Genomic DNA, 19,267 nt, shown 5'->3' with positions numbered 1-19,267 from the left:
CTGCTTTCCTTGGCTGGCCCGCCTTACTGCTTCTTTCGAAACGCATCCAGGGAGACGACAGAGCCTTCCTTCTTTTCGCCTTCCGGCTTGTCGGCAGCGCCATCCTCGGATTTTTCCGATTCGGCGGCCAGCGGATAGGCGGTGATTTCGGCAGAATTTTCGTCTTCTTCAACCTGGGGTACATCGAATTCCAGTTCGAAATTCACCGAAGGATCGTAGAAGCCGCGAATTGCATTGAAAGGAATGACCAGTTTTTCCGGCGTGTCGGAGAAGGACAGGCCCACTTCGAACAGGCTGTCGGTGACCTTCAGGTCCCAGAACTGGTGCTGGATGACGATGGTCATCTGCTCGGCATATTTGGCCTTGAGGTGCTGGGAGATGCGTACACCCGGAGCGCCCGTCAGAAAGGTGATGAAAAAATGATGTTCACCCGGCAGCCGGCCCGTTGCGGCGACTTCGGTCAGCACCTTGCGGATAACGCCGCGCAATGCGTCCTGAGCCAGAATGTCGTAACGGATGTGGTCCTGCCCCATATGGTCCTGTCTTTCTTCTGCGTCCGGTCATGTGCATCACGAATGATGCGCGTGTCTGTTGTTTATAAGCCATGCAAGGCTTTGGCGCAAAGCCCGATTCCGCTTCTATCTATATCACTATAAATCAAACTCAAGGGCGAGGGTAGGGCTCAGGGGAGGACGCGAGGGTGGCTGGATGCGCGAGGAGGCTCAGATAGCAAGCCATTCAGCATACAACAGCTACGGCATCTGGATGTGGCCAAACAAAGAATATTGAAGGGCAAGGGATATGAAGGGAGGGAGAAAGTGGAGGTTTCTGTTGCCAGGTACCTCCGAACCCCGCCTTACGGTGCTACCCGTAAGGACTTAGTTTGGGTTTCTGGCACCGCGATTAAGCAGCGACAGCGTAACCCTGAGCGTTGTTGTCATTTGCAACTACACTTGTGACCCGATGACGGTGGTATCATGCCGAGCAAAAGTTCGATCTTTACGCCCTTGTCGATCCTATTTCGCCCCCATCAAAAGCCGGTCACAAAGACCGACCGGTTTTTGGTGGAGGCGCCGGGTACCGCCCCCGGGTCCAATAGGTTTATTTCACCGACCGTTTATTGCCATAGCCGATGCAAGCACCGGCAAGTGGGATATAGATATTTTATGAACGCATGAAAAGGGGTCGTTGGCCGATTTCACATGTTTTGCGGCCCGCCTTTGCCGAAACTGCGGAATAGGCAATCCCACTCGAGTGCCATTATTCCGGCGTCACTACAGTTTAGGTGTCACGTCTATGATGTAGAACAGGCTATTCTGTACAGGAATGCTTTTCTGTACCATGTAAGTTACCGTATAGGCTGCATTTTCAAACATGACGTTTGCCGTATCGCCATGAGGATTGATGTCTTTCGGGTTGCTGTCCACCCATGTTTGCACTGCATTGCCAAAGTTGCCGAGGTCGAGTCCAAGTTGTTCCGCGGCGTAGGTCCCGGTTAATTGCCATTCAACCTTCACGATAATTCCTTCCAAGCTATCGGAATTTTCCAGTTTATAGACCGGTAGTAACCTTCAAAAAATCGCGGCTGTGTCTGTACCGAAAGATACATTCGGTTCAGAAGCGCGATTTTGTGATGCCGGGACCGATTGTCGTGGAAAGATGTGCTATCCGTGCTTTATCTTCGCGGCTGGTGCCTTATCATGGCAGTTCTCCGGAAATGAGTGGGCGACGATGAAGCAATATCTCGATCTTTTGCAGCATGTGATGGAAAACGGCTCCGACCGTGGCGACCGTACCGGGACTGGCACACGCTCGGTCTTTGGGTATCAGATGCGGTTTGACCTCGCTGAGGGCTTCCCGGTCCTGACCACCAAAAAACTGCATCTGCGCTCAATCATCCATGAACTCCTGTGGTTTTTGAAGGGCGATACCAATATTGCCTATCTCAAGGAAAACGGCGTTTCCATCTGGGACGAGTGGGCCGATGAAAATGGTGATCTCGGACCGGTCTATGGCGCGCAGTGGCGCTCCTGGCCAAAGCCCGATGGTGGCCATATCGACCAGATTGCCAATCTCGTCGAGAGCATCAAGACCAACCCCAATTCCCGTCGCCATATCGTCTCGGCCTGGAACCCGGCCGAGGTGGACGACATGGCGTTGCCGCCCTGCCATTGCCTGTTCCAGTTCTATGTGGCCGAGGGCAAGCTCTCCTGCCAGCTCTACCAACGCTCCGCCGATATTTTCCTCGGCGTGCCCTTCAATATCGCCTCCTATGCGCTGCTGACCATGATGGTGGCGCAGGTGACGGGGCTGAAATCGGGCGATTTCATTCATACGCTGGGGGATGCGCATCTCTACGCCAATCACTTCGAGCAGGCACAGCTGCAATTGAGCCGGCAGCCGAAACCCTTGCCGGTGATGCGGATCAATCCAGACGTGAAGGATGTTTTCGGCTTTGCCTTTGAGGACTTCAGCCTGGAAAACTATAGTGCCGATCCTGTCATCAAGGCACCGATTGCGGTCTGATACCAAGTCTCTGACATGCTCACGCATCCTCGCCTTGAAGGCATTGCAAATATCTCAAATGCTTGCACCGCTTGAGATGTTTGCAAGGGGAATACCAACTGCCATTTTCAATAGTCCTTGGTGTGATACAATTTTTCGGTGTTGGTCACGACAATGTTACCGAGAATTTCAGTGACAGAATGCCGCAGCTGTGGTTTCGCTCTTTCATCGTTTCTTCCTAAAAAGGTTTAGGTTTCATGATCTTCACTCGACTGAGCCCTTGGGCTCCGACAGTCCTTAGCATCCTGCGTATTATTGCGGGCCTGCTGTTTCTTGAACATGGCATGAGCAAGCTTCTGGGCTTTCCGCCCTCGGATATGAACCCGGCTGTGATGTCGCTGCCGTGGATTGCCGGCTGCATCGAGCTGGTTGGCGGCGCACTGATCACCATCGGTCTGTTCACCCGCCCAGCCGCCTTCATCGCGTCGGGCATGTGCGCTTTTGCCTATTTCCTCGTGCATGCCCAGATGGGCTTTTACCCGATGAACAATCACGGCGAGCCGGCTATCCTGTTCTGCTTCGTGTTTTTCTACATCGTCTTTGCCGGCCCTGGCCCGCTCAGCGTCGATGCGGCGATGCGCAAGGAATAGTCTGCCTGTAAAGGTTGGATTTAGCGCGTCGGACCGAAAAGTGGGAACCGGTTTTCGGAAAATTCCGATGCGTAAACAAAAACTTAGAGCATCGTGCTGCGTTCAATTTTCAGTACGATGCTCTAAGGCCGCCGTCGCGTTGATGGCGGCCTTTTTTATGGACGTTTACGGTGGCTCGTGACACCACTTCGCCCGGTAAATGAAGAGAGCAGACCATGCCGAAAATCTCCATTGTCGTTGCCGTCTCAAACAACGGCGTGATCGGTCGCAACGGCGACATGCCCTGGAAGCTGAGTACCGATCTCAAGCGGTTCAAGGCGCTGACGCTTGGCAAGCCGCTGGTGATGGGCCGCAAGACCTTCGAGAGTTTCGGCTCCCGACCGCTTCCCGGTCGCCCGCATGTGATCGTCAGCCGTCATGCCGATATCGTCATGCCCTGGGTGGAAACCGTGCGCAGCCTTGAGGCGGGGCTTGAGCGGGCAGGGCAGATTGCCGGGGATTTGGGGATAGAGGAGATCTGCGTGATCGGCGGCGGTGAAATCTACCGGCAGGCTTTGCCGCTGGCTGATATCCTGCATGTCACCCATGTGGAGACGGAGATTGCCGACGGCGATACGGTTTTTCCGGCAATCGATCCGTCACAGTTTGAAAAACTGCATGAAGAGGCCGTGCCAGCCGGCGAACGCGACAGTTTCGCCACGCGCTACACGATCTATCGGCGAAAAGCGGCTTTGTAACCGTTTATTTCCATAGAAATCGAAGAAGTTAGGGCCTTTTCGTTGAAAGGCGTCGCCGCGATCCCTATAACGGGATTAATCCGGGTGGATGCCTTTTTGACGGCGCCGTTGCGGGCCTTTGCACAACAGTTATGGACTGAAATAGTCTTTGGCGTGGATTGTGCAGGAGACTAGAGGTTTTGCAGCGTCGTGCCGGGTTTACGAGCTCCATGGCGCTGTTGGGAGCATTCTCAGAAAAAGAGGTTTTGATGCCTTGGAGTAATCAGAACGGCGGCGGCCCGTGGGGCGGCGGCGGTGGTAATAACAACGGTGGTAATAACAATAATGGAGGACCGTGGGGGCAGGGACCGAACCGGCCTCGCGGCAATGGCGGCGGTGGCAAACAGCCGCCGGATCTGGAAGACATTATCAAGCGTGGGCAGGATCAGTTCAAGAACCTGGTTCCTGGTGGTCTGGGCGGAGGCATGGGCCTGATCGTCGTGCTCGCCGTGGCCGGTCTCTGGTTGACCCAGGCCGTTTATACCGTGCAGCCGGATGAGCGCGGCGTGGAAATGCGTTTCGGCAAGCCGAAGGACGAAATTTCCGCCCCCGGTCTGCATTTCCATCTCTGGCCGTTTGAAACGGTGGAGAAGGTCAAGGTGACCGAGCAGCAACAGAATATCGGTGCCAAGGTTGCCTCCAATTCCACGGCTGGCCTGATGCTGACCGGCGACCAGAATATCGTCAACGTGCAGTTTTCCGTGTTGTACACGGTCAGCGATCCGAAGGCCTATCTGTTCAATCTTGAAAGCCCGCCGCAGACTTTGCAGCAGGTGGCGGAGAGCGCCATGCGCGAAGTCGTCGGACGTCGCCCGGCCCAGGAAATTTTCCGTGATGCCCGTCAGTCTATCTCTGTCGACGTGCGCAACATCATCCAGGGGACGATGGACAGCTACGGTTCCGGCATTTCCATCAATTCGGTGGCTATCGAGGATGCGGCGCCGCCGCGCGAAGTCGCCGATGCGTTCGATGAAGTGCAGCGTGCCGAGCAGGACGAGGACCGCTTCGTCGAGGAAGCCAACCAATATTCCAACCAGAAGCTTGGTCAGGCCCGTGGCCAGTCCGCGCAGATGCGGGAAGAGGCTGCTGCCTACAAGGATCGCGTCGTGAAGGAAGCCGAGGGTGAGGCGCAGCGCTTCATCTCGATCTACGACCAGTATACCAAGGCGCCGGACGTGACCCGCACGCGGCTTTACATTGAAACCATGGAGCAGGTCCTGAAGAAATCCAACAAGGTGATCGTTGATGAGCAGGGCCAGGGTGTGGTTCCCTATCTGCCGTTGAACGAAATCGGCCGCATGGGCACCCAGCCAGCACAGGGAGGCAAGTAAGATGACCAATCGTCTTCCTGCCGTGCTGATCGGCTTAGCCATCGTGCTTCTGCTGATCTACTCTTCGGTTTTCGTCATCAACCAGCGCCAGCAGGCCGTCGTCGTGCGCTTCGGCCAGATCAAGGCGGTCTATAGCGAGCCTGGCCTTTACTTCAAAATGCCCTTCGCCTTTGCCGGCGCCGACAAGGTGCAGATTATCTCGGATCAGTCCCTGCGATTTGATCTGGACAATATCCGTGTCCAGGTTTCCGGCGGCAAGTTCTATGAGGTCGATGCCTTCCTGATCTACAAGATCACCGATGCCCGCCGCTTTATCGGGATCGTTTCGGGTGGTGACCGCGATCTGGCGGAAGCGCGGCTTCGCACCCGTCTCGATGCATCCTTGCGTCGGGTCTACGGTCTGCGCGGCTTCGAGGCCGCCCTGTCGGATGCCCGTTCGCAGATGATGCAGGAGGTTGCCGACGATCTGAAATCGGATGCGGAAAACCTTGGTATTACCATTGAGGACGTGCGCATTCGCCGCACCGACTTGACCCAGGAGATTTCGCAACAGACCTATGCCCGGATGCGTTCCGAGCGTCTGGCCGAAGCCGAACTGATCCGGGCGCGTGGTAATGAAGAGGGCCAGCGTCGCCGGGCCATCGCCGACCGTCAGGTTGTCGAGTTGCAGGCCGATGCGCAGCGCGATTCGGAAATCCTGCGCGGTCAGGGTGATGCTGAACGCAACCGGGTGTTCGCCGATGCCTATCAGCGCGATCCGTCCTTCTTCGAATTCTACCGGTCGATGGCGGCTTACGAGGCATCGCTCGGCACGACTGGGACGTCCATGGTGCTGTCGCCGAATTCGGAATTCTTCAAGTTCTTCCGTTCGCAGGCTGGAACTGGGGCGGCAACGCCCACAGCACCTGCCGCCAACTGATAGACACATCTTTAAAGTCAAAAGGGGCCGGGTCATTCCGGCCCCTTTTTCTATGGGCCGGCCCCTTTTCTATGGGTATGTCATTTGCACATATCTCAACCGCCTGATGCAGTTGAGATCGCCGAATCCTTCGAAACGACGATGCCTCAGCATTTTGGGGGGCGGGTATAAACGGTACTTCGCGCCATGACGCCGCCCTATACTCAAGATAGCGTGAACAAACCCGGCAAGGCGGTTTCGGTTTGTAGCCATGCGTCCTATGATCGGTCGGATGCGAGTAGGAATGAAACTCACGATGAGGAAGCTTATGATCAAGTGTTGCGGACCGGCCACCCGCCTTCTGACCTCTGTTGTCGTCGGGGGCATGGTCAGCTTTGGGCCTGTGGCCACGAGCACGGCAGCCTTCGCGCAGGTCAAGACCGCAGCGCCGATTCCCCCATCGCCGCCTGCTTCCGGCCCTAGTGCATCCGCAACACCTGGATCCGCGCAGGGCGGTCCGGCACCCGTCGCTGATCTCGCCGAGGGGCTTCTCGGTGCGGTGGTCAATATCGCGACGTCGCAGAATGTCGACGATGACGAGTCTGCGCCCCTGCCACAGGTGCCGAAAGGGTCGCCTTTTGAGGATCTGTTTGAGGATTTCTACAAGAATCGCGAGGGCAAGGGCAGCAACCACAAGGTCAATTCGCTCGGCTCCGGCTTTGTCATCGATCCCGCTGGTTACATCGTTACCAACAACCATGTCATCGAGAATGCCGATGATATCGAAGTGATTTTCTCCGACGGGTCGAAATTGCAGGCCAAGCTGATCGGCACCGATACCAAGACCGATCTTTCGCTGCTTAAGGTTGAACCGACCGAACCGCTGACGGCGGTAAAATTCGGTGATTCGAAAGTGATGCGGATCGGCGATTGGGTGATGGCGATCGGCAATCCCTTCGGGCTTGGTGGATCGGTGACGCTCGGCATCGTTTCGGCCCGGGGCCGCAATATCAATGCCGGTCCCTATGACAATTTCATTCAGACCGATGCGGCGATCAACAAGGGCAATTCCGGTGGCCCGTTGTTCAACATGCATGGTGAAGTGATCGGCATCAATACCGCGATCATTTCGCCGAGTGGCGGCTCCATCGGTATTGGTTTTGCCGTGCCCTCGGAACTGGCCGAAAACGTCATCAAGCAGCTTCGCGACTTTGGCGAGACGCGGCGCGGCTGGTTGGGCGTGCGCATTCAGCCGGTGCCGGATGATCTGGCCAAGTCGGCAGGCCTTAAACCGGGCCGGGGTGCGCTGGTCAGCAGCATTATTGAAGGCGGTCCGGTGGCCAAGGGGCCGCTCAAAACCGGCGACGTGATTATTTCCTTCGGCGGCAAGGATATTGCTGAAAGCCGCGATCTGGTGCGCACGGTCGCGGAAAGCCCCATTGATCAGGATATCGATGTCGTGGTGTTTCGTGACGGCAAGCGGGAGACCCTGAAAGTGAAGTTGGCGCAATTGCCCGACGACAAGGCGACGGAAGCCAAGGACAGTGAACAGGCCGATCCGAAGGCCAGTGACAGCGAAGACACGGATGAAGCGGCCAGCGGCATGGTCCTTGGCATGAGCGTCGAGGCGCTGGACGATGAAAAGCGAGCCGCCAATTCGATTGCCAAAAGTGTCGAGGGCCTGCTGATAACCGATGTGCAGCAGGGCTCCGCCGCTGACCAGAAGGGCTTGAAAGCCGGTGAGGTGATCGTCGAAGTGGCGCAGGAATTCGTCGCCACGCCAGAAGCCTTGGTGGAGAAAATCGACAAGCTGAAATCCGATGGCCGCCGTGCCATTCACCTGATGGTGGCAACCCCGCAGGGCGATCTGCGTTTCGTGGCTGTGCCGCTGGAATAGGGTATTTTTGAGAGCCGATTCAGCGGTCTATGGCGGCGGGTTCAGAGTTTGAATCCGCTGCTTCAAGTGATGTGTTGGGACGCCCAACGCAGTTTTGTCATCCGGTAGAGCACATGCCGTTTCAGATGCGGATGGGTGTCAGGGACACGCGGATGGACGAAGTCGCCGTTCAGGTCGCGGATCATGCCCAACCGCTGCATGACGGCGGTGGAGCGGTGGTTGGTGGCGACCGCAAAGGAGACGATTTCGTCCAAGCCTTTGGTCTCGAAACCGTAACCGAGAAGACCACGTGCTGCTTCCGTCGCATAGCCATGGCCCCAGAAGCGGGTGGCGAGACGCCAGCCAATTTCTATTGTGCCCTCAGTCAGAATGTCCGGCATCATCGCGTCCGACAATCCGCAAAAGCCGATGGGCTCTTCGGTTTCCTTGAGTTCGACCGCGTAAAAGCACAGGCCGGTCTCATCGATCAGCCTGTTGACGCGCTCCATCATCAGGTCCGCTTCTTCATAGGTGCGGCGAAAAGGGAAGAACTGCATGACCTTCGGGTCGGCATTGATTTCCCGAAACAGATTGCGGTCGCTATCTTTCCATCGGCGCAACAACAGCCGGTCGGTTTCGAGAATAATCATAGCCTCAACTCAAGGGGTCATGAAATCGGTCTTGCGGTAGCCTTGAAGATAAAGCAAAGCCGTCAAATCACCATGGTCGATGCGGATTTTCGCCTGTGCCGCCACCATGGGCTTGGCATGGAGCGCTACGCCCGAGCCCGCGATTCCGAGCATGCCGAGATCATTGGCGCCGTCGCCGACGGCTATCGTGTCGTCGGGCGATATCCCAAGACAGTTGGCGATATCCAGCAATGCATCCACCTTGGCCTGCTTGCCGAGGATGGGTTCGGCGACTTCGCCGGTCAATATTCCGTCCTGTTCCAGCAGGATATTGGCGCGGTTTTCGTCAAAGCCCAGGGTGGCTGCAATTTTCGAGGTGAAGACAGTAAACCCGCCGGAGACCAGCGCGGTATAATAGCCCTTGGCCTTCATGGTGGCGATCAGCTCCAGGCCGCCGGGGGTGAGCGTGATCCGCTTGGCAATCACCTCATCGACCACGGTAATGGGCAGGCCTTTCAGCAGAGCGACGCGTTCGCGCAGCGCCGGTTCGAAGGCGATTTCGCCATTCATGGCGCGGGCGGTGATCTGCGAGACCTCGTCCTTCAGACCGACTTCGGCGGCCAGTTCATCAATGCATTCCTGGCCGATCATGGTCGAATCCATATCGGCAATCAGGAAAGCCTTGCGGCGCGTGTCGGCCTGTTGGATGGCGAGATCAATGGGGTGACCTGCTATCACCTGGCGTAAGGTCTCTTCCGTTGCGTCAAGATCGCTGCCATCTTTCAGCGCGATGTCGCAGGCTACACCATCCGCCAGCCAATAGAGGCCAGAGGCTGAAACCGCTTCTGCGGCTTGCTCGGCAAGTGCCGGGGTCAGAACAGGATTTGACGGATTGGCAATAAGCGTGGCAACGAAAGCCATGATGAACAACCTTGATGACAATTTTGATGGCATCCTGATAACCGGACCGACCGCCAGCGGCAAGTCCGCGTTGGCGCTGAGGCTTGCGGCTGAGGCGGGTGGCGTGGTGATCAATGCCGACAGCATGCAGGTCTATGACACGCTGCGTGTGGTGACTGCACGCCCGAGCGAAGAGGATATGCAGGGCGTGCCGCATCGCCTCTACGGTCACGTGGCGGCGGGCGCTGCCTATTCGACCGGCAACTGGCTGCGCGACGTGACTATGTTGCTGCAGGACCTGCGGGCGCAAAACCGGTTGCCAGTAATCGTCGGCGGCACGGGGCTGTATTTCAAGGCGCTGACCGGCGGCTTGTCCGACATGCCCGCCATACCCGAGGCGGTGCGCGGGGCCCTGCGCCAGCGTGAAAGACTGGAAGGGGCGGAAAGCCTGCATCACGACCTGACACTGCGTGATCCGGCCGTTGCGGCAAGGCTCGACCCCCGCGACGGCCAGCGGATCATCCGGGCGCTGGAGGTGCTTGAGGTCACCGGCCAGTCGATTTCCGTCTTTCAAACCCGCTCCGGGCCAATGATTGTTGATCCGAGCCGGGCGAAGAAACTGGTTGTCCTGCCGGATCGAAAACTGCTCCATGACCGCATCAACCGTCGCTTTGCGATGATGATGGATGAGGGCGCGGTGGAAGAGGTCGAGGCATTGCTGGCGCAGAACCTCTCCCCGGACATGCCCGCCATGAAGGCCATCGGCGTCTCCCAGATCGCCGCCATGCTGAGGGGCGAGATCAGCCGAGAGGATGTTATCGAAAAAGCCAGTGCTGCTACCCGGCAATATGCCAAGCGCCAGATGACCTGGTTTCGCAATCAGATGGATGAGAGTTGGGAAAGGGTCGGCTGACCCTTTCCGATTGATGGCATATATGCCAGCTTGTCGTCATGGCACTGCTGTCAGCAGAGTTGCCCAGCCGAATTTGTAGAAGCCTATCGGCGCATTGGCGAGACTGGCATTGCAGGCCGTGATGAAGTTATCGACATTGCCAAGCAAATTGCCGATATTGGCCTGGAGGAAGCCCTGGTAGTTCGCATCCAGTGTGATGCCGGCATTGTTCGGATCGGTTAGCAATTTTGCCGCCACGACATTATCTGGACCATTGCCCGGGTAGTTGTTCCTGTGATTGTCATCCGGCGCCCGGCATATGTTGACGGGGTTCCAGTTGATGACTGAAAAATATCCATTCAGCCTTTCGAGGGGATCGTTCTCGGTTGGATCGACGAAGATTGCAGGAGCGGCGCCGCCTGCAACAATCAGCCGTTGCTGAATGTAGGTTGTGACTGTGTTGAAATTCATTCCGGGAAAGAGAATGGCCAACTGTGCATCAAGGGTCGCCAGATCATATGCCGGCTGGCCCTGCATCGCATGATCGGCAGCCTGGGCAATGACGATCAGCCGGGCCTGATAGTTGTTCTGTGGAATGATATGCCCCTGGTGATCCAGATAGCCGGTCCCGGCAATCGGCTGGCTGCTGAACTGCACTGGTCTTTGACCATTCGGACTCATGTTAAAGGAACTGAAGCGTGTACCGGCTCCCAGATTACGATAGGCCGGATTATAGCCGTGAATTGCATTTGAATCGAATGTCATGGAAAGCTCCTTTGTTGCATTGCTGCAATCAAGAATTGTTTCCATCGATTTGTCTGTGACATTGGTTACGTCGTCCGCTGGAAATGCGTATGTGCGCAGTTCCAGAGCGTCATTTCATAGCGAATACCAAGGCTACTTCCTTTGCGCCCACGCTGCCCATGAGGTAAAAGGTCCGCCGTGTCCAATGACGGAGTCCCCATGAATCGCTTCCTCGCGAGAACGCTTTCCGCTCTCAACATCATGTTTGCTCTGTTGATCATCACTATTGCGACCGCATCCGGCGCCACGCGTGGCATGTATTACACCGGTGAGCTTTCCATTCCAGGCGCTGTCATCGGTGGTTTGGGAGGTATACTGGTCGCAGCTCTGGTCTGCGGCACCATCGCTTTCCTGACGCTGATCGAGCGGCATCTGAGCGTGCTTGTGGAGGCGGCGAAGCGGGATGGACGCATCTGAAATGGATGCTGCAATAGCCTGACATGGTCACATCCGGCTCTTACTTCTCTTTTTTCGTTTGTCGTTTCAGGAAAATCGGGTTCCACTTTTCCCTGACAAACTTTATCCACACAAGCTGTCTTTTCGCAGCGTCCTTCCAATTTTCGTCCATCTAGAACACGGCATCCTAGCCTGTTCCTTAGCGTCGTCCATTTTGTTCTCTCCACGCAGACTGAGAGCAAGTTCGGCGAGCATAACCATTTTTGTTGACTGCAATTCGGGCCTGTTGATCTGCTGAACGATATATAAGCCCTTCCTGGCGTATTTTTCAGCCGCCGGATAATCGTGTTCGCCAAGAGCATGATCGGCGATAAGGGCATAGCCGATCGGATCGAGAGGATAGGATTTTATATAAAGGGTGCCGCCTTTTTGGGCGTCCGCAATTAACCGCCTAGTTTCCTGGGCCGGGGCCATACTGTGCAGATATCCGTAGTCTCCAAATCCGGCATTAACCGCGTATATGGCATAAGCTGCCATTGCCGCGTTTGCAAAGACCAGTGCCGATGCTGCTTTCCTGACGCGCGCTGCGTATTTGATGTCCCATTTGCACCGCAGAATGATGCCGCAGGCTACTCCGATACAGACCCCACCCATGATATTGCCGAAATACGACGCTGGGTTTGTCTTGAAATATATAATGGGAAGGCCGATTGTGAGAAACAACCTGCCACGCGAGGCAGCTTGCCGATATAGCTTCCCTCTGGACGGGGAGCTAGGTGTTTGCGGCACTGAAATGCTTCTCGCTATCAGGATTGCCGTCAGTCCGCCAATCGGACCGAAGTGGATAATTCCAGGATTGCCGAAGAGCACGGAAAACGACGTGCCGACAATACAGCCTCCGAAGAAAATCGCGAGAAAGCATATGGAGCCAAAATGCCTTTCGAGCGACATCCCGGCGAAAATCAGGAACGGTAGATTGAGAAGCAGTTGAGTGACTGAGTCAGTGATGAAGTTCGCGGACAGCAACCGAAACCAATCGCCTGAAAAGACAAGGTTTCTGGAGGCTGCCCCGAATGCGACCAATGTCTGGAGGTCAAAGCCTGCCTTGTCTTGAGGGCTGAATGCCCATTCCGTTTGCAGCCTGAACACGATTAGAAACACTGCGCATAAAATTAATGTCGCTACCGGAATTTTACAGCTCGTTGAGTTCTGCTTAGAGCTCGAAACAGGCACGATCTCGTCCATCGCTCAATCCTTCAACCCACCCAGCGGCTTCTTCAAGATACTCTCGCGCAAACTCATGCCCGTGTCACGCCTGGGAGGCACAGCGGGCGAGGGGGCGGCGGCAAACAGGGTTTGGGCGTCCGGTTTGCGCAGGCCCGCATAGGCGCTGGCAGGGCGAAAGCCGGAGGCGGGTTCGGGGCGGGGTGCAGCGGGTGAGGTGCCAAGCTCGGTGCCGGGTAGCATGTCGGGCCGGTAGGGCTCGATGGGCGGGCTGGGCAGGATCGGGCGTGGCGCTTCCGGCGGCTCGACGGTTGGGGCGTGGAATGGTTCGGCAAGTGGGCTGGCGATGGTCGGCTCAGGATTGGGAGCTGGCGGTCTATACGCTTCCGGCTCCGGTACGCGATAGCTCTGTTGAAAGCCTGAAATATCCGGCTCAGCGCTGGCGCGCATCCGTGAGATGACTTCGCTGAGGTCGATATTATCGGGCATGTCTTCGGAGGGTGCCAGCGTGCTGCCGCTGGCTTTGGGGAGGTGGCGTTGCTCCACCCGGTCAAACCGCATGCGCATCGGCACGGCAATCGCTTCGCCAAAGGCAATCGCTTCACCATTGCCTATTGAGGAAATGAAGCTGGTGGCGGAGATTGAGCTGTCGGGCAGGGCCTTGCGGATAATGGCCTGATCGCTGTCGTTGGAAAGCCGCATGGCAAAAACGGTCGAACATTGCGACAGGATCGTCTGGTCCAGCTCCCCCGGTCTCTGAGTGATGATGCCGAGCGAGACGCCGTATTTGCGGCCTTCCTTGGCAATCCGCGCAATGGCCTGCCGGGTCGGGAAAAACCCAAGGCTGGGGTCTGCCGGTACATAGCGATGCGCTTCTTCGCAGACCACCAGCATGTGGATCGCGCCGTTCGACCAGAGCGCCAGCTCAAAGGCCATGCGGCAGAGGACCGACGCGACGGAATTGACAATCTCAGATGGGATGCCAGCCAGCTGGAACGTGGAAATCGGCTTGCCATGGCCCGGCACGCGAAAGATATGCGCGACGGTTTCCATGATCGTATCGCTGATCGTGTTGCTGGAGAACATGAAGCGATAGCGCGGATCGTTGACCGCCGACATGATCCGCATTTTCAGCGAACGCAGGGCGGGCTTTTCGTCGCGGCCTTCCAGCCTGCCGATCCGCTCGTCAATGGCGGCCAGCAGATCAGACAGTCGGTAGGGAACAGGTGTATCGGCGGTAAAGCCAGCCCGCTCGCTGCGGCGTGTCAGGCCAGCTTCAGAGCCTTTAAACGCGCGTTTGGCCTCCGGAATCAGGTCGCGCAAAACATCCAGTTCTTCGACGACGGCAGGTCTGCCTCGGTAGAGCACTTCGGTCAGTTCATCGAGGCGCATCAGCCAGAAGGGCAGGTCCAGCGTGTCGGTGTCGATCACCACGGCCTGATTGCCAAAGGCTGCGGCAAATTCATTATGGGGATCGAGGATCAGCACCCGCAGCTTGGGATCGGCGGCAATTGCCTTATGCAGCAGCAAGGACACGGCGGTGGATTTTCCAACGCCGGTAGAGCCGACCACGGCGAAATGCTTGGAGAGCATGGAAGGGATATGGATGGTGGCGTCGATGGAATCGTCCTGGCTCAAGCGCCCTATCTTGCAACTGCCGCCTTCTTTCGAATCGTAGATCCGCTTCAGATCGGCGACGCGGATGCGGTGGGCAATGGCGCCGAGATAGGGATATTGAGTAATGCCTGAGGTAAAAACTTCGCTTCCATCCGGCCCCCGGCAGACCTCGCCCATCAGCTCGACATCGACGATGAAGCCGTTATCCCGATCTTCGCTCCACAGGCCGGTTTCGGTGCGCATGGCATAGACCAGCGCGACGACACGGTTTTCCCCGACGGTAATGGAAATCAGCCGCCCGACCGACCAGAGCGACGTCAGGTCGGTGCCGCCTTCCTGGGCGGTAGCGGCAATCGTGGCGCGTGCGCCATTGCAGGCAACCACACGTCCCAGAAAGCGATTGCCGGGTGTCATCTGGTCACGGCGATCCTGCCCGGCGGATGGGGTGGAAAGAGCGGAGCCAGGAAATGGAAGATCAGGGTTTTGCAAAAGGCGCTCATCTGTGATGGACCGGGGACGGTAAAAGATTGGGCTGGCAAAAGATCGGTTGGCAAAGGGACCGGCCAGCGATGGTAGCCGTCTGCTATTAAGATCCGGTATATCGTCTTGTCGGCAAGACGGGCGCAGATGCTTCGAAAATGTGCGCCTCCTGCCGCATTTGCAGGCTTTTTGCCGTTGACGCTTGCTGTCAGACTGGCTATCACTTTGCCCATGATCAATTTTAACATTCTTCTCGTGGTGGGTACGCGCATGGGCATGACGGTGTGACCGTCAGGCAATAGCCTCCCATGCGCGACAGACAGGCTCCTTCCAGGGGCCTTTTTTTATGGCCAAAATCACGATAACAGCAGCATTCGGGAAATATCGGGAGCAGACATGACTGGCACAGATAACAGGATGACCGGCGCGGAAATTGTTTTGAGGGCGCTGAAGGATAACGGGGTCGAGCATATATTCGGCTATCCTGGCGGCGCTGTGCTGCCGATCTATGACGAAATCTTCCAGCAGGATGAGATCCAGCACATTCTCGTGCGTCATGAGCAGGGTGCAGGCCACGCAGCTGAAGGCTATGCCCGCTCCACCGGCAAGGCAGGCGTCATGCTGGTCACGTCAGGCCCTGGCGCCACCAATGCCGTCACGCCCTTGCAGGACGCGCTGATGGACAGCATTCCATTGGTCTGCCTGTCCGGCCAGGTGCCGACCACGCTGATTGGCTCGGATGCGTTCCAGGAATGCGACACGGTTGGCATTACCCGTCCCTGCACCAAACACAATTGGCTGGTCAAGGATGTCAACGATCTGGCCCGGGTCATTCATGAAGCCTTCCGTATTGCCCAGACGGGGCGTCCCGGCCCTGTCGTCGTCGATATTCCGAAGGACGTGCAATTTGCCACCGGCACCTATACGCCGCCGGAAAACCATACGATCCAGCGCAGCTATCAGCCGAAAATGCAGGGTGATTCCAAGGCGATCCAGGCCGCAGTCGAGCTGATGGCCAGCGCCCGGCGTCCGGTGATCTATTCGGGTGGCGGTGTGGTCAATTCCGGGCCGGAAGCCTCCAAGCTGCTGCGGGAACTGGTCAGCCTCACCGATTTTCCGATCACCTCGACCCTGATGGGCCTGGGCAGCTATCCGGCATCGGGCGAGAATTGGCTGGGCATGCTGGGCATGCACGGCTCCTACGAGGCCAATATGGCCATGCATGATTGCGACGTAATGGTCTGTATCGGTGCGCGGTTCGACGACCGCATCACCGGTCGTCTCAATGCGTTTTCGCCCAATTCCAAGAAGATCCATATCGATATCGATCCGTCTTCGATCAACAAGACGGTGCGCGTCGATATTCCGATCACCGGCGACATCGCCCATGTTCTCGAAGACATGGTGCGTCAATGGCGGGCTTTGGCGAAAAAGCCGGATGCGGCCCAGACGGCGGAATGGAAGGCCAGCGTTGCCGGTTGGAAGGCCCGCAAGTCCTTCTCCTATACGCCGTCCAAGGATGTGATCATGCCGCAATACGCCATCGAGCGATTGTCGGCGCTGACGCTGGGTCATGACACCTATATCACGACAGAGGTTGGCCAGCACCAGATGTGGGCGGCGCAGTATTTCGGTTTCGAACAGCCGAACCGCTGGATGACCTCTGGTGGCCTCGGCACGATGGGCTATGGTTTCCCGGCGGCGATTGGCGTGCAGATCGCCCATCCGGAAAGCCTGGTCATCGACATTGCGGGTGATGCCTCGATCCAGATGTGTATTCAGGAAATGTCCTGCGCCGTGCAATATAACGCTGCGGTGAAGATCTTCATTCTCAACAACCAGTATATGGGCATGGTGCGCCAGTGGCAGCAGTTGCTGCATGGCAACCGGCTGTCCAACTCCTATACCGAAGCCATGCCTGATTTCGTCAAACTGGCGGAAGCCTATGGCGCGGTCGGCATCCGCTGTGAAAAGCCGGATCAACTGGATGACGCGATCCTGGAAATGATCAACGTCAAGAAGCCTGTGATCTTCGATTGCCGGGTGGCGAACCTCGCCAATTGCTTCCCGATGATCCCATCGGGCAAGGCGCATAACGAAATGCTGTTGCCGGACGAGGCGACGGACGATGCGGTGGCAACGGCCATCGATGCCAAGGGCCGTCAGCTCGTTTAACACCAGGAGGAGCAAGAGTTATGAACGCACACCTACAACCGACCGGTTCGGCTTATTTCATCTCCCCGGAAACGGCTGCCGTCGAAAGTCATACCCTGTCCGTGCTGGTCGATAACGAACCGGGCGTTCTCGCCCGTGTTATCGGCCTGTTTTCCGGGCGTGGCTACAATATTGAAAGCCTGACCGTCTCGGAAACAGAGCATGAGGCGCATCTGTCGCGCATCACCATCGTCACCCGTGGCACGCCACTGGTGCTGGAGCAGATCAAGGCGCAGCTGGAGCGGATTGTGCCGGTCCACCGGGTGCTGGATTTGACCGTGCGCGCCCGCCAGCTTGGCCAGGAGCGGCCAATCGAGCGGGAAGTGGCATTGGTTAAGGTGGTATCGACCGGCGAGATGAGGGCCGAAACGCTGCGGCTGGCCGACGCCTTCCACGCCAAGGTGGTGGATGCGACGGTTGATCACTTCATTTTCGAGCTGACCGGCAAGTCCTCGAAGATCGACCAGTTTGTGTCGATCATGAAGCCGCTGGGGCTGAACGAAGTCTGCCGCACCGGTATTGCCGCGATGAACCGCGGCTCGCAGGGTATGTGATTGCTACCCTGTTTGTGCTGAACTATTTGAGGGCGCATCCAGCCTCAATCCGGATGCGCCCTTGCTTTTCCCCAGCCCTCTTTGGTCATTGCTCTTGACAAGTAGGCTGCACTACACGGGCTTGTGATTTTCTCTTTACGCCCTGGTTTGAACAAAAGTGCTAATGGCGCGTTAACGGCTTACCAAACACGGGAGCCTGCCATGAAAGCAGCAACAGTCGTAATACTTATCGCATCCTTGTCTCTTCCGGCTGGTCTTGCGGCAAAGGGACTTGTTGAACGCCAAATACCATCGGCGTCTTTTGTCAGTGCATCACCGGTGATCGATTATCCATTTGCCGAGGTCAAACTACCTAAAACCTCGCGCCTTCCCCTTGAGCAAGAACCGCCGCATGACGAGCAAAGCGCTCTTGGTGACGACGGATCGAGTGAATGGGCGCTGGATTGCTACGATGCCTATGGTGCGGATGGCGAAGAGGCCAACCAGGTAAGTTTGCAGGCCTGCTTGAAGGGCTGATGCGTATAGTTGTTTCGATCACAGCATTTCCAGCGGCTGCTTTCGTTGCGGTGGTGGAAACGCAGCATCGAGCCGTGCGAGATCCTCATCCGTTAGTTCTAGATCGACCGATCCACGGTTTTCTTCGATACGGGTTGTGGCTGTAGTCTTCGGAATTGGCAAAACGTTGTCGCGCTCAAGCAGAAAAGCAAGCGCCACTTGCGCAGGCGTTGCCTGATTGGCCTTTGCCACGTGGATCAGCTCGGGGTGTTTGAGTAGTCGTCCCTGTTCGATCGGCGAATAGGCCATAATGGCGATGCCGCGCTCCTGACACCAGGGCAGAAGATCATATTCCACGCCACGGCGGCTCAGATTGTAGAGGATCTGGTTGACTTGGCAGTTTGCGCCGTTCTCTACGGCAAACAGTTCCTCCATATCATCGACATCGAAATTCGAGACGCCCCAGGCTTTGATTTTGCCCTGACGTTTCAATGTCTCAAATGCATCGACCGTGTCCGCCAACGGGTGTTCGCCGCGCCAGTGCAGCAGATAGAGATCAAGGCAGTCGGTGCCGAGCCGTTTGAGGCTCCCTTCGCAAGCGCTCATCGTGCCGTCGCGGCTGGCGTTCCATGGCGCAACCTTCGAGACCAGGAAGGAATCGTTGCGGCGGGTTTTCAGGGCTTGTCCGACAATTCGCTCCGAGCCGCCATCCGCGTAAATTTCAGCGGTGTCGATCACTGTCATGCCGAGATCGAGGGCATGATTCACGGCGGCGATTTCATCTTTTTCCGCGGCCGAATTCTCACCCATCATCCAGGTGCCAAGGCCAAGTGCTGGCACGATCTGGCCGGAAGGCAGGGTAATCGTCGGAAGGGTATCGTTCATGATCTGGCTCCCAAAGTGTTCGGTCAGGATAGCAGCGTGGTTGGAACGGGCAAGTTGGGAACTGTAAATGATGTCACCGATACAATCTGCTGATGGACGGAGATGATAGGTCAGCTATATTGACCTACTGTTGAACCGGAA

General features: G+C 56.9%; 19 protein-coding genes and 1 other RNA gene. 11 read left to right on the top strand and 9 right to left on the bottom strand.

Annotated features, from left to right (window positions below; genetic code table 11):
- Nucleotides 1-23: 23 nt before the first annotated feature.
- The 3 genes from G6L01_RS09760 to G6L01_RS09750 form a co-directional block, all read right to left on the bottom strand.
- The gene (locus tag G6L01_RS09760; protein WP_015916454.1) at nt 24-533 is read right to left on the bottom strand and encodes an SspB family protein; all 510 of its coding nucleotides are present in this window, start codon (nt 531-533) and stop codon (nt 24-26) included.
- A 284-nt stretch (nt 534-817) separates the two neighbouring features.
- Nucleotides 818-1,185, bottom strand: a transfer-messenger RNA (tmRNA) gene (ssrA, locus tag G6L01_RS09755).
- An 89-nt stretch (nt 1,186-1,274) separates the two neighbouring features.
- The gene (locus G6L01_RS09750; RefSeq protein WP_070165090.1) at nt 1,275-1,532 is read right to left on the bottom strand and encodes a hypothetical protein; all 258 of its coding nucleotides are present in this window, start codon (nt 1,530-1,532) and stop codon (nt 1,275-1,277) included.
- Between the two features lie 199 nt (nt 1,533-1,731).
- Between G6L01_RS09750 and G6L01_RS09745 the strand changes: the two genes are divergently transcribed.
- The 6 genes from G6L01_RS09745 (at nt 1,732) to G6L01_RS09720 (ending at nt 8,057) form a co-directional block, all read left to right on the top strand.
- On the top strand, nt 1,732-2,526 hold the full coding sequence (locus tag G6L01_RS09745) for a thymidylate synthase (protein ID WP_070165089.1): 795 nt from the start codon (nt 1,732-1,734) through the stop codon (nt 2,524-2,526).
- Between the two features lie 236 nt (nt 2,527-2,762).
- Nucleotides 2,763-3,155, top strand: a complete 393-nt coding sequence (locus G6L01_RS09740; RefSeq protein WP_015916452.1) for a DoxX family protein — start codon at nt 2,763-2,765, stop codon at nt 3,153-3,155.
- Nucleotides 3,156-3,370: 215 nt separating this feature from the next.
- The gene (locus G6L01_RS09735; protein WP_071207374.1) at nt 3,371-3,892 is read left to right on the top strand and encodes a dihydrofolate reductase; all 522 of its coding nucleotides are present in this window, start codon (nt 3,371-3,373) and stop codon (nt 3,890-3,892) included.
- Nucleotides 3,893-4,140: 248 nt separating this feature from the next.
- Nucleotides 4,141-5,262: an FtsH protease activity modulator HflK gene (gene hflK, locus G6L01_RS09730; RefSeq protein WP_070165167.1), complete on the top strand. Its 1,122-nt coding sequence runs from the start codon at nt 4,141-4,143 to the stop codon at nt 5,260-5,262.
- Nucleotide 5,263: 1 nt separating this feature from the next.
- Nucleotides 5,264-6,181, top strand: coding sequence for a protease modulator HflC (hflC, locus tag G6L01_RS09725; RefSeq protein ID WP_070165087.1), 918 nt, complete (start codon nt 5,264-5,266; stop codon nt 6,179-6,181).
- Between the two features lie 307 nt (nt 6,182-6,488).
- Nucleotides 6,489-8,057, top strand: a complete 1,569-nt coding sequence (locus G6L01_RS09720) for a Do family serine endopeptidase (RefSeq protein WP_420359835.1) — start codon at nt 6,489-6,491, stop codon at nt 8,055-8,057.
- Nucleotides 8,058-8,119: 62 nt separating this feature from the next.
- On the opposite strand, the gene G6L01_RS09715 is transcribed toward G6L01_RS09720, so the two are convergent.
- Together G6L01_RS09715 and serB are read right to left on the bottom strand one after the other, a co-directional pair.
- Nucleotides 8,120-8,686: a GNAT family N-acetyltransferase gene (locus G6L01_RS09715; RefSeq protein ID WP_070165085.1), complete on the bottom strand. Its 567-nt coding sequence runs from the start codon at nt 8,684-8,686 to the stop codon at nt 8,120-8,122.
- 9 nt (nt 8,687-8,695) lie between these two features.
- The gene (gene serB / locus G6L01_RS09710; protein ID WP_070165084.1) at nt 8,696-9,586 is read right to left on the bottom strand and encodes a phosphoserine phosphatase SerB; all 891 of its coding nucleotides are present in this window, start codon (nt 9,584-9,586) and stop codon (nt 8,696-8,698) included.
- Between serB and miaA the strand changes: the two genes are divergently transcribed.
- Complete coding sequence (gene miaA, locus G6L01_RS09705; RefSeq protein WP_070165083.1) at nt 9,585-10,478, top strand: tRNA (adenosine(37)-N6)-dimethylallyltransferase MiaA; 894 nt, start codon at nt 9,585-9,587, stop codon at nt 10,476-10,478. The two genes, serB and miaA, sit on opposite strands and share 2 nt — an antisense overlap.
- 36 nt (nt 10,479-10,514) lie before the next feature.
- On the opposite strand, the gene G6L01_RS09700 is transcribed toward miaA, so the two are convergent.
- Nucleotides 10,515-11,222 (bottom strand): hypothetical protein, encoded by a 708-nt coding sequence (locus G6L01_RS09700; protein WP_139190313.1) that lies wholly within the window; start codon nt 11,220-11,222, stop codon nt 10,515-10,517.
- Between the two features lie 198 nt (nt 11,223-11,420).
- On the opposite strand from G6L01_RS09700, the gene G6L01_RS09695 reads away from it, so the two are divergent.
- Nucleotides 11,421-11,678: a hypothetical protein gene (locus tag G6L01_RS09695; RefSeq protein WP_070165081.1), complete on the top strand. Its 258-nt coding sequence runs from the start codon at nt 11,421-11,423 to the stop codon at nt 11,676-11,678.
- 102 nt (nt 11,679-11,780) lie between these two features.
- Here G6L01_RS09695 and G6L01_RS09690 read toward each other — a convergent pair whose 3' ends face one another.
- Complete coding sequence (locus G6L01_RS09690) at nt 11,781-12,902, bottom strand: rhomboid family intramembrane serine protease (protein ID WP_070165080.1); 1,122 nt, start codon at nt 12,900-12,902, stop codon at nt 11,781-11,783.
- A gap of 3 nt (nt 12,903-12,905) precedes the next feature.
- Nucleotides 12,906-14,987 (bottom strand): ATP-binding protein, encoded by a 2,082-nt coding sequence (locus G6L01_RS09685; protein ID WP_420359970.1) that lies wholly within the window; start codon nt 14,985-14,987, stop codon nt 12,906-12,908.
- A 408-nt stretch (nt 14,988-15,395) separates the two neighbouring features.
- Here G6L01_RS09685 and G6L01_RS09680 point away from each other — a divergent pair, with 408 nt between their 5' ends.
- The 3 genes from G6L01_RS09680 (at nt 15,396) to G6L01_RS09670 (ending at nt 18,262) form a co-directional block, all read left to right on the top strand.
- Nucleotides 15,396-17,153 (top strand): acetolactate synthase 3 large subunit, encoded by a 1,758-nt coding sequence (locus tag G6L01_RS09680; RefSeq protein ID WP_070165077.1) that lies wholly within the window; start codon nt 15,396-15,398, stop codon nt 17,151-17,153.
- A gap of 20 nt (nt 17,154-17,173) precedes the next feature.
- A complete protein-coding gene (gene ilvN / locus G6L01_RS09675; protein WP_015916441.1) occupies nt 17,174-17,746 on the top strand; it encodes an acetolactate synthase small subunit in 573 nt (190 codons plus the stop codon).
- 201 nt (nt 17,747-17,947) lie between these two features.
- Nucleotides 17,948-18,262, top strand: a complete 315-nt coding sequence (locus G6L01_RS09670; RefSeq protein WP_139190312.1) for a hypothetical protein — start codon at nt 17,948-17,950, stop codon at nt 18,260-18,262.
- An 18-nt stretch (nt 18,263-18,280) separates the two neighbouring features.
- On the opposite strand, the gene G6L01_RS09665 is transcribed toward G6L01_RS09670, so the two are convergent.
- Nucleotides 18,281-19,126: an aldo/keto reductase gene (locus G6L01_RS09665; protein ID WP_070165075.1), complete on the bottom strand. Its 846-nt coding sequence runs from the start codon at nt 19,124-19,126 to the stop codon at nt 18,281-18,283.
- Between the last annotated feature and the right edge of the window lie 141 nt (nt 19,127-19,267).

The sequence above is a fragment of the Agrobacterium vitis genome (assembly GCF_013337045.2).
Lineage (GTDB): Bacteria > Pseudomonadota > Alphaproteobacteria > Rhizobiales > Rhizobiaceae > Allorhizobium > Allorhizobium vitis_B.
This window is presented reverse-complemented; position numbering and strand designations above follow the sequence as displayed.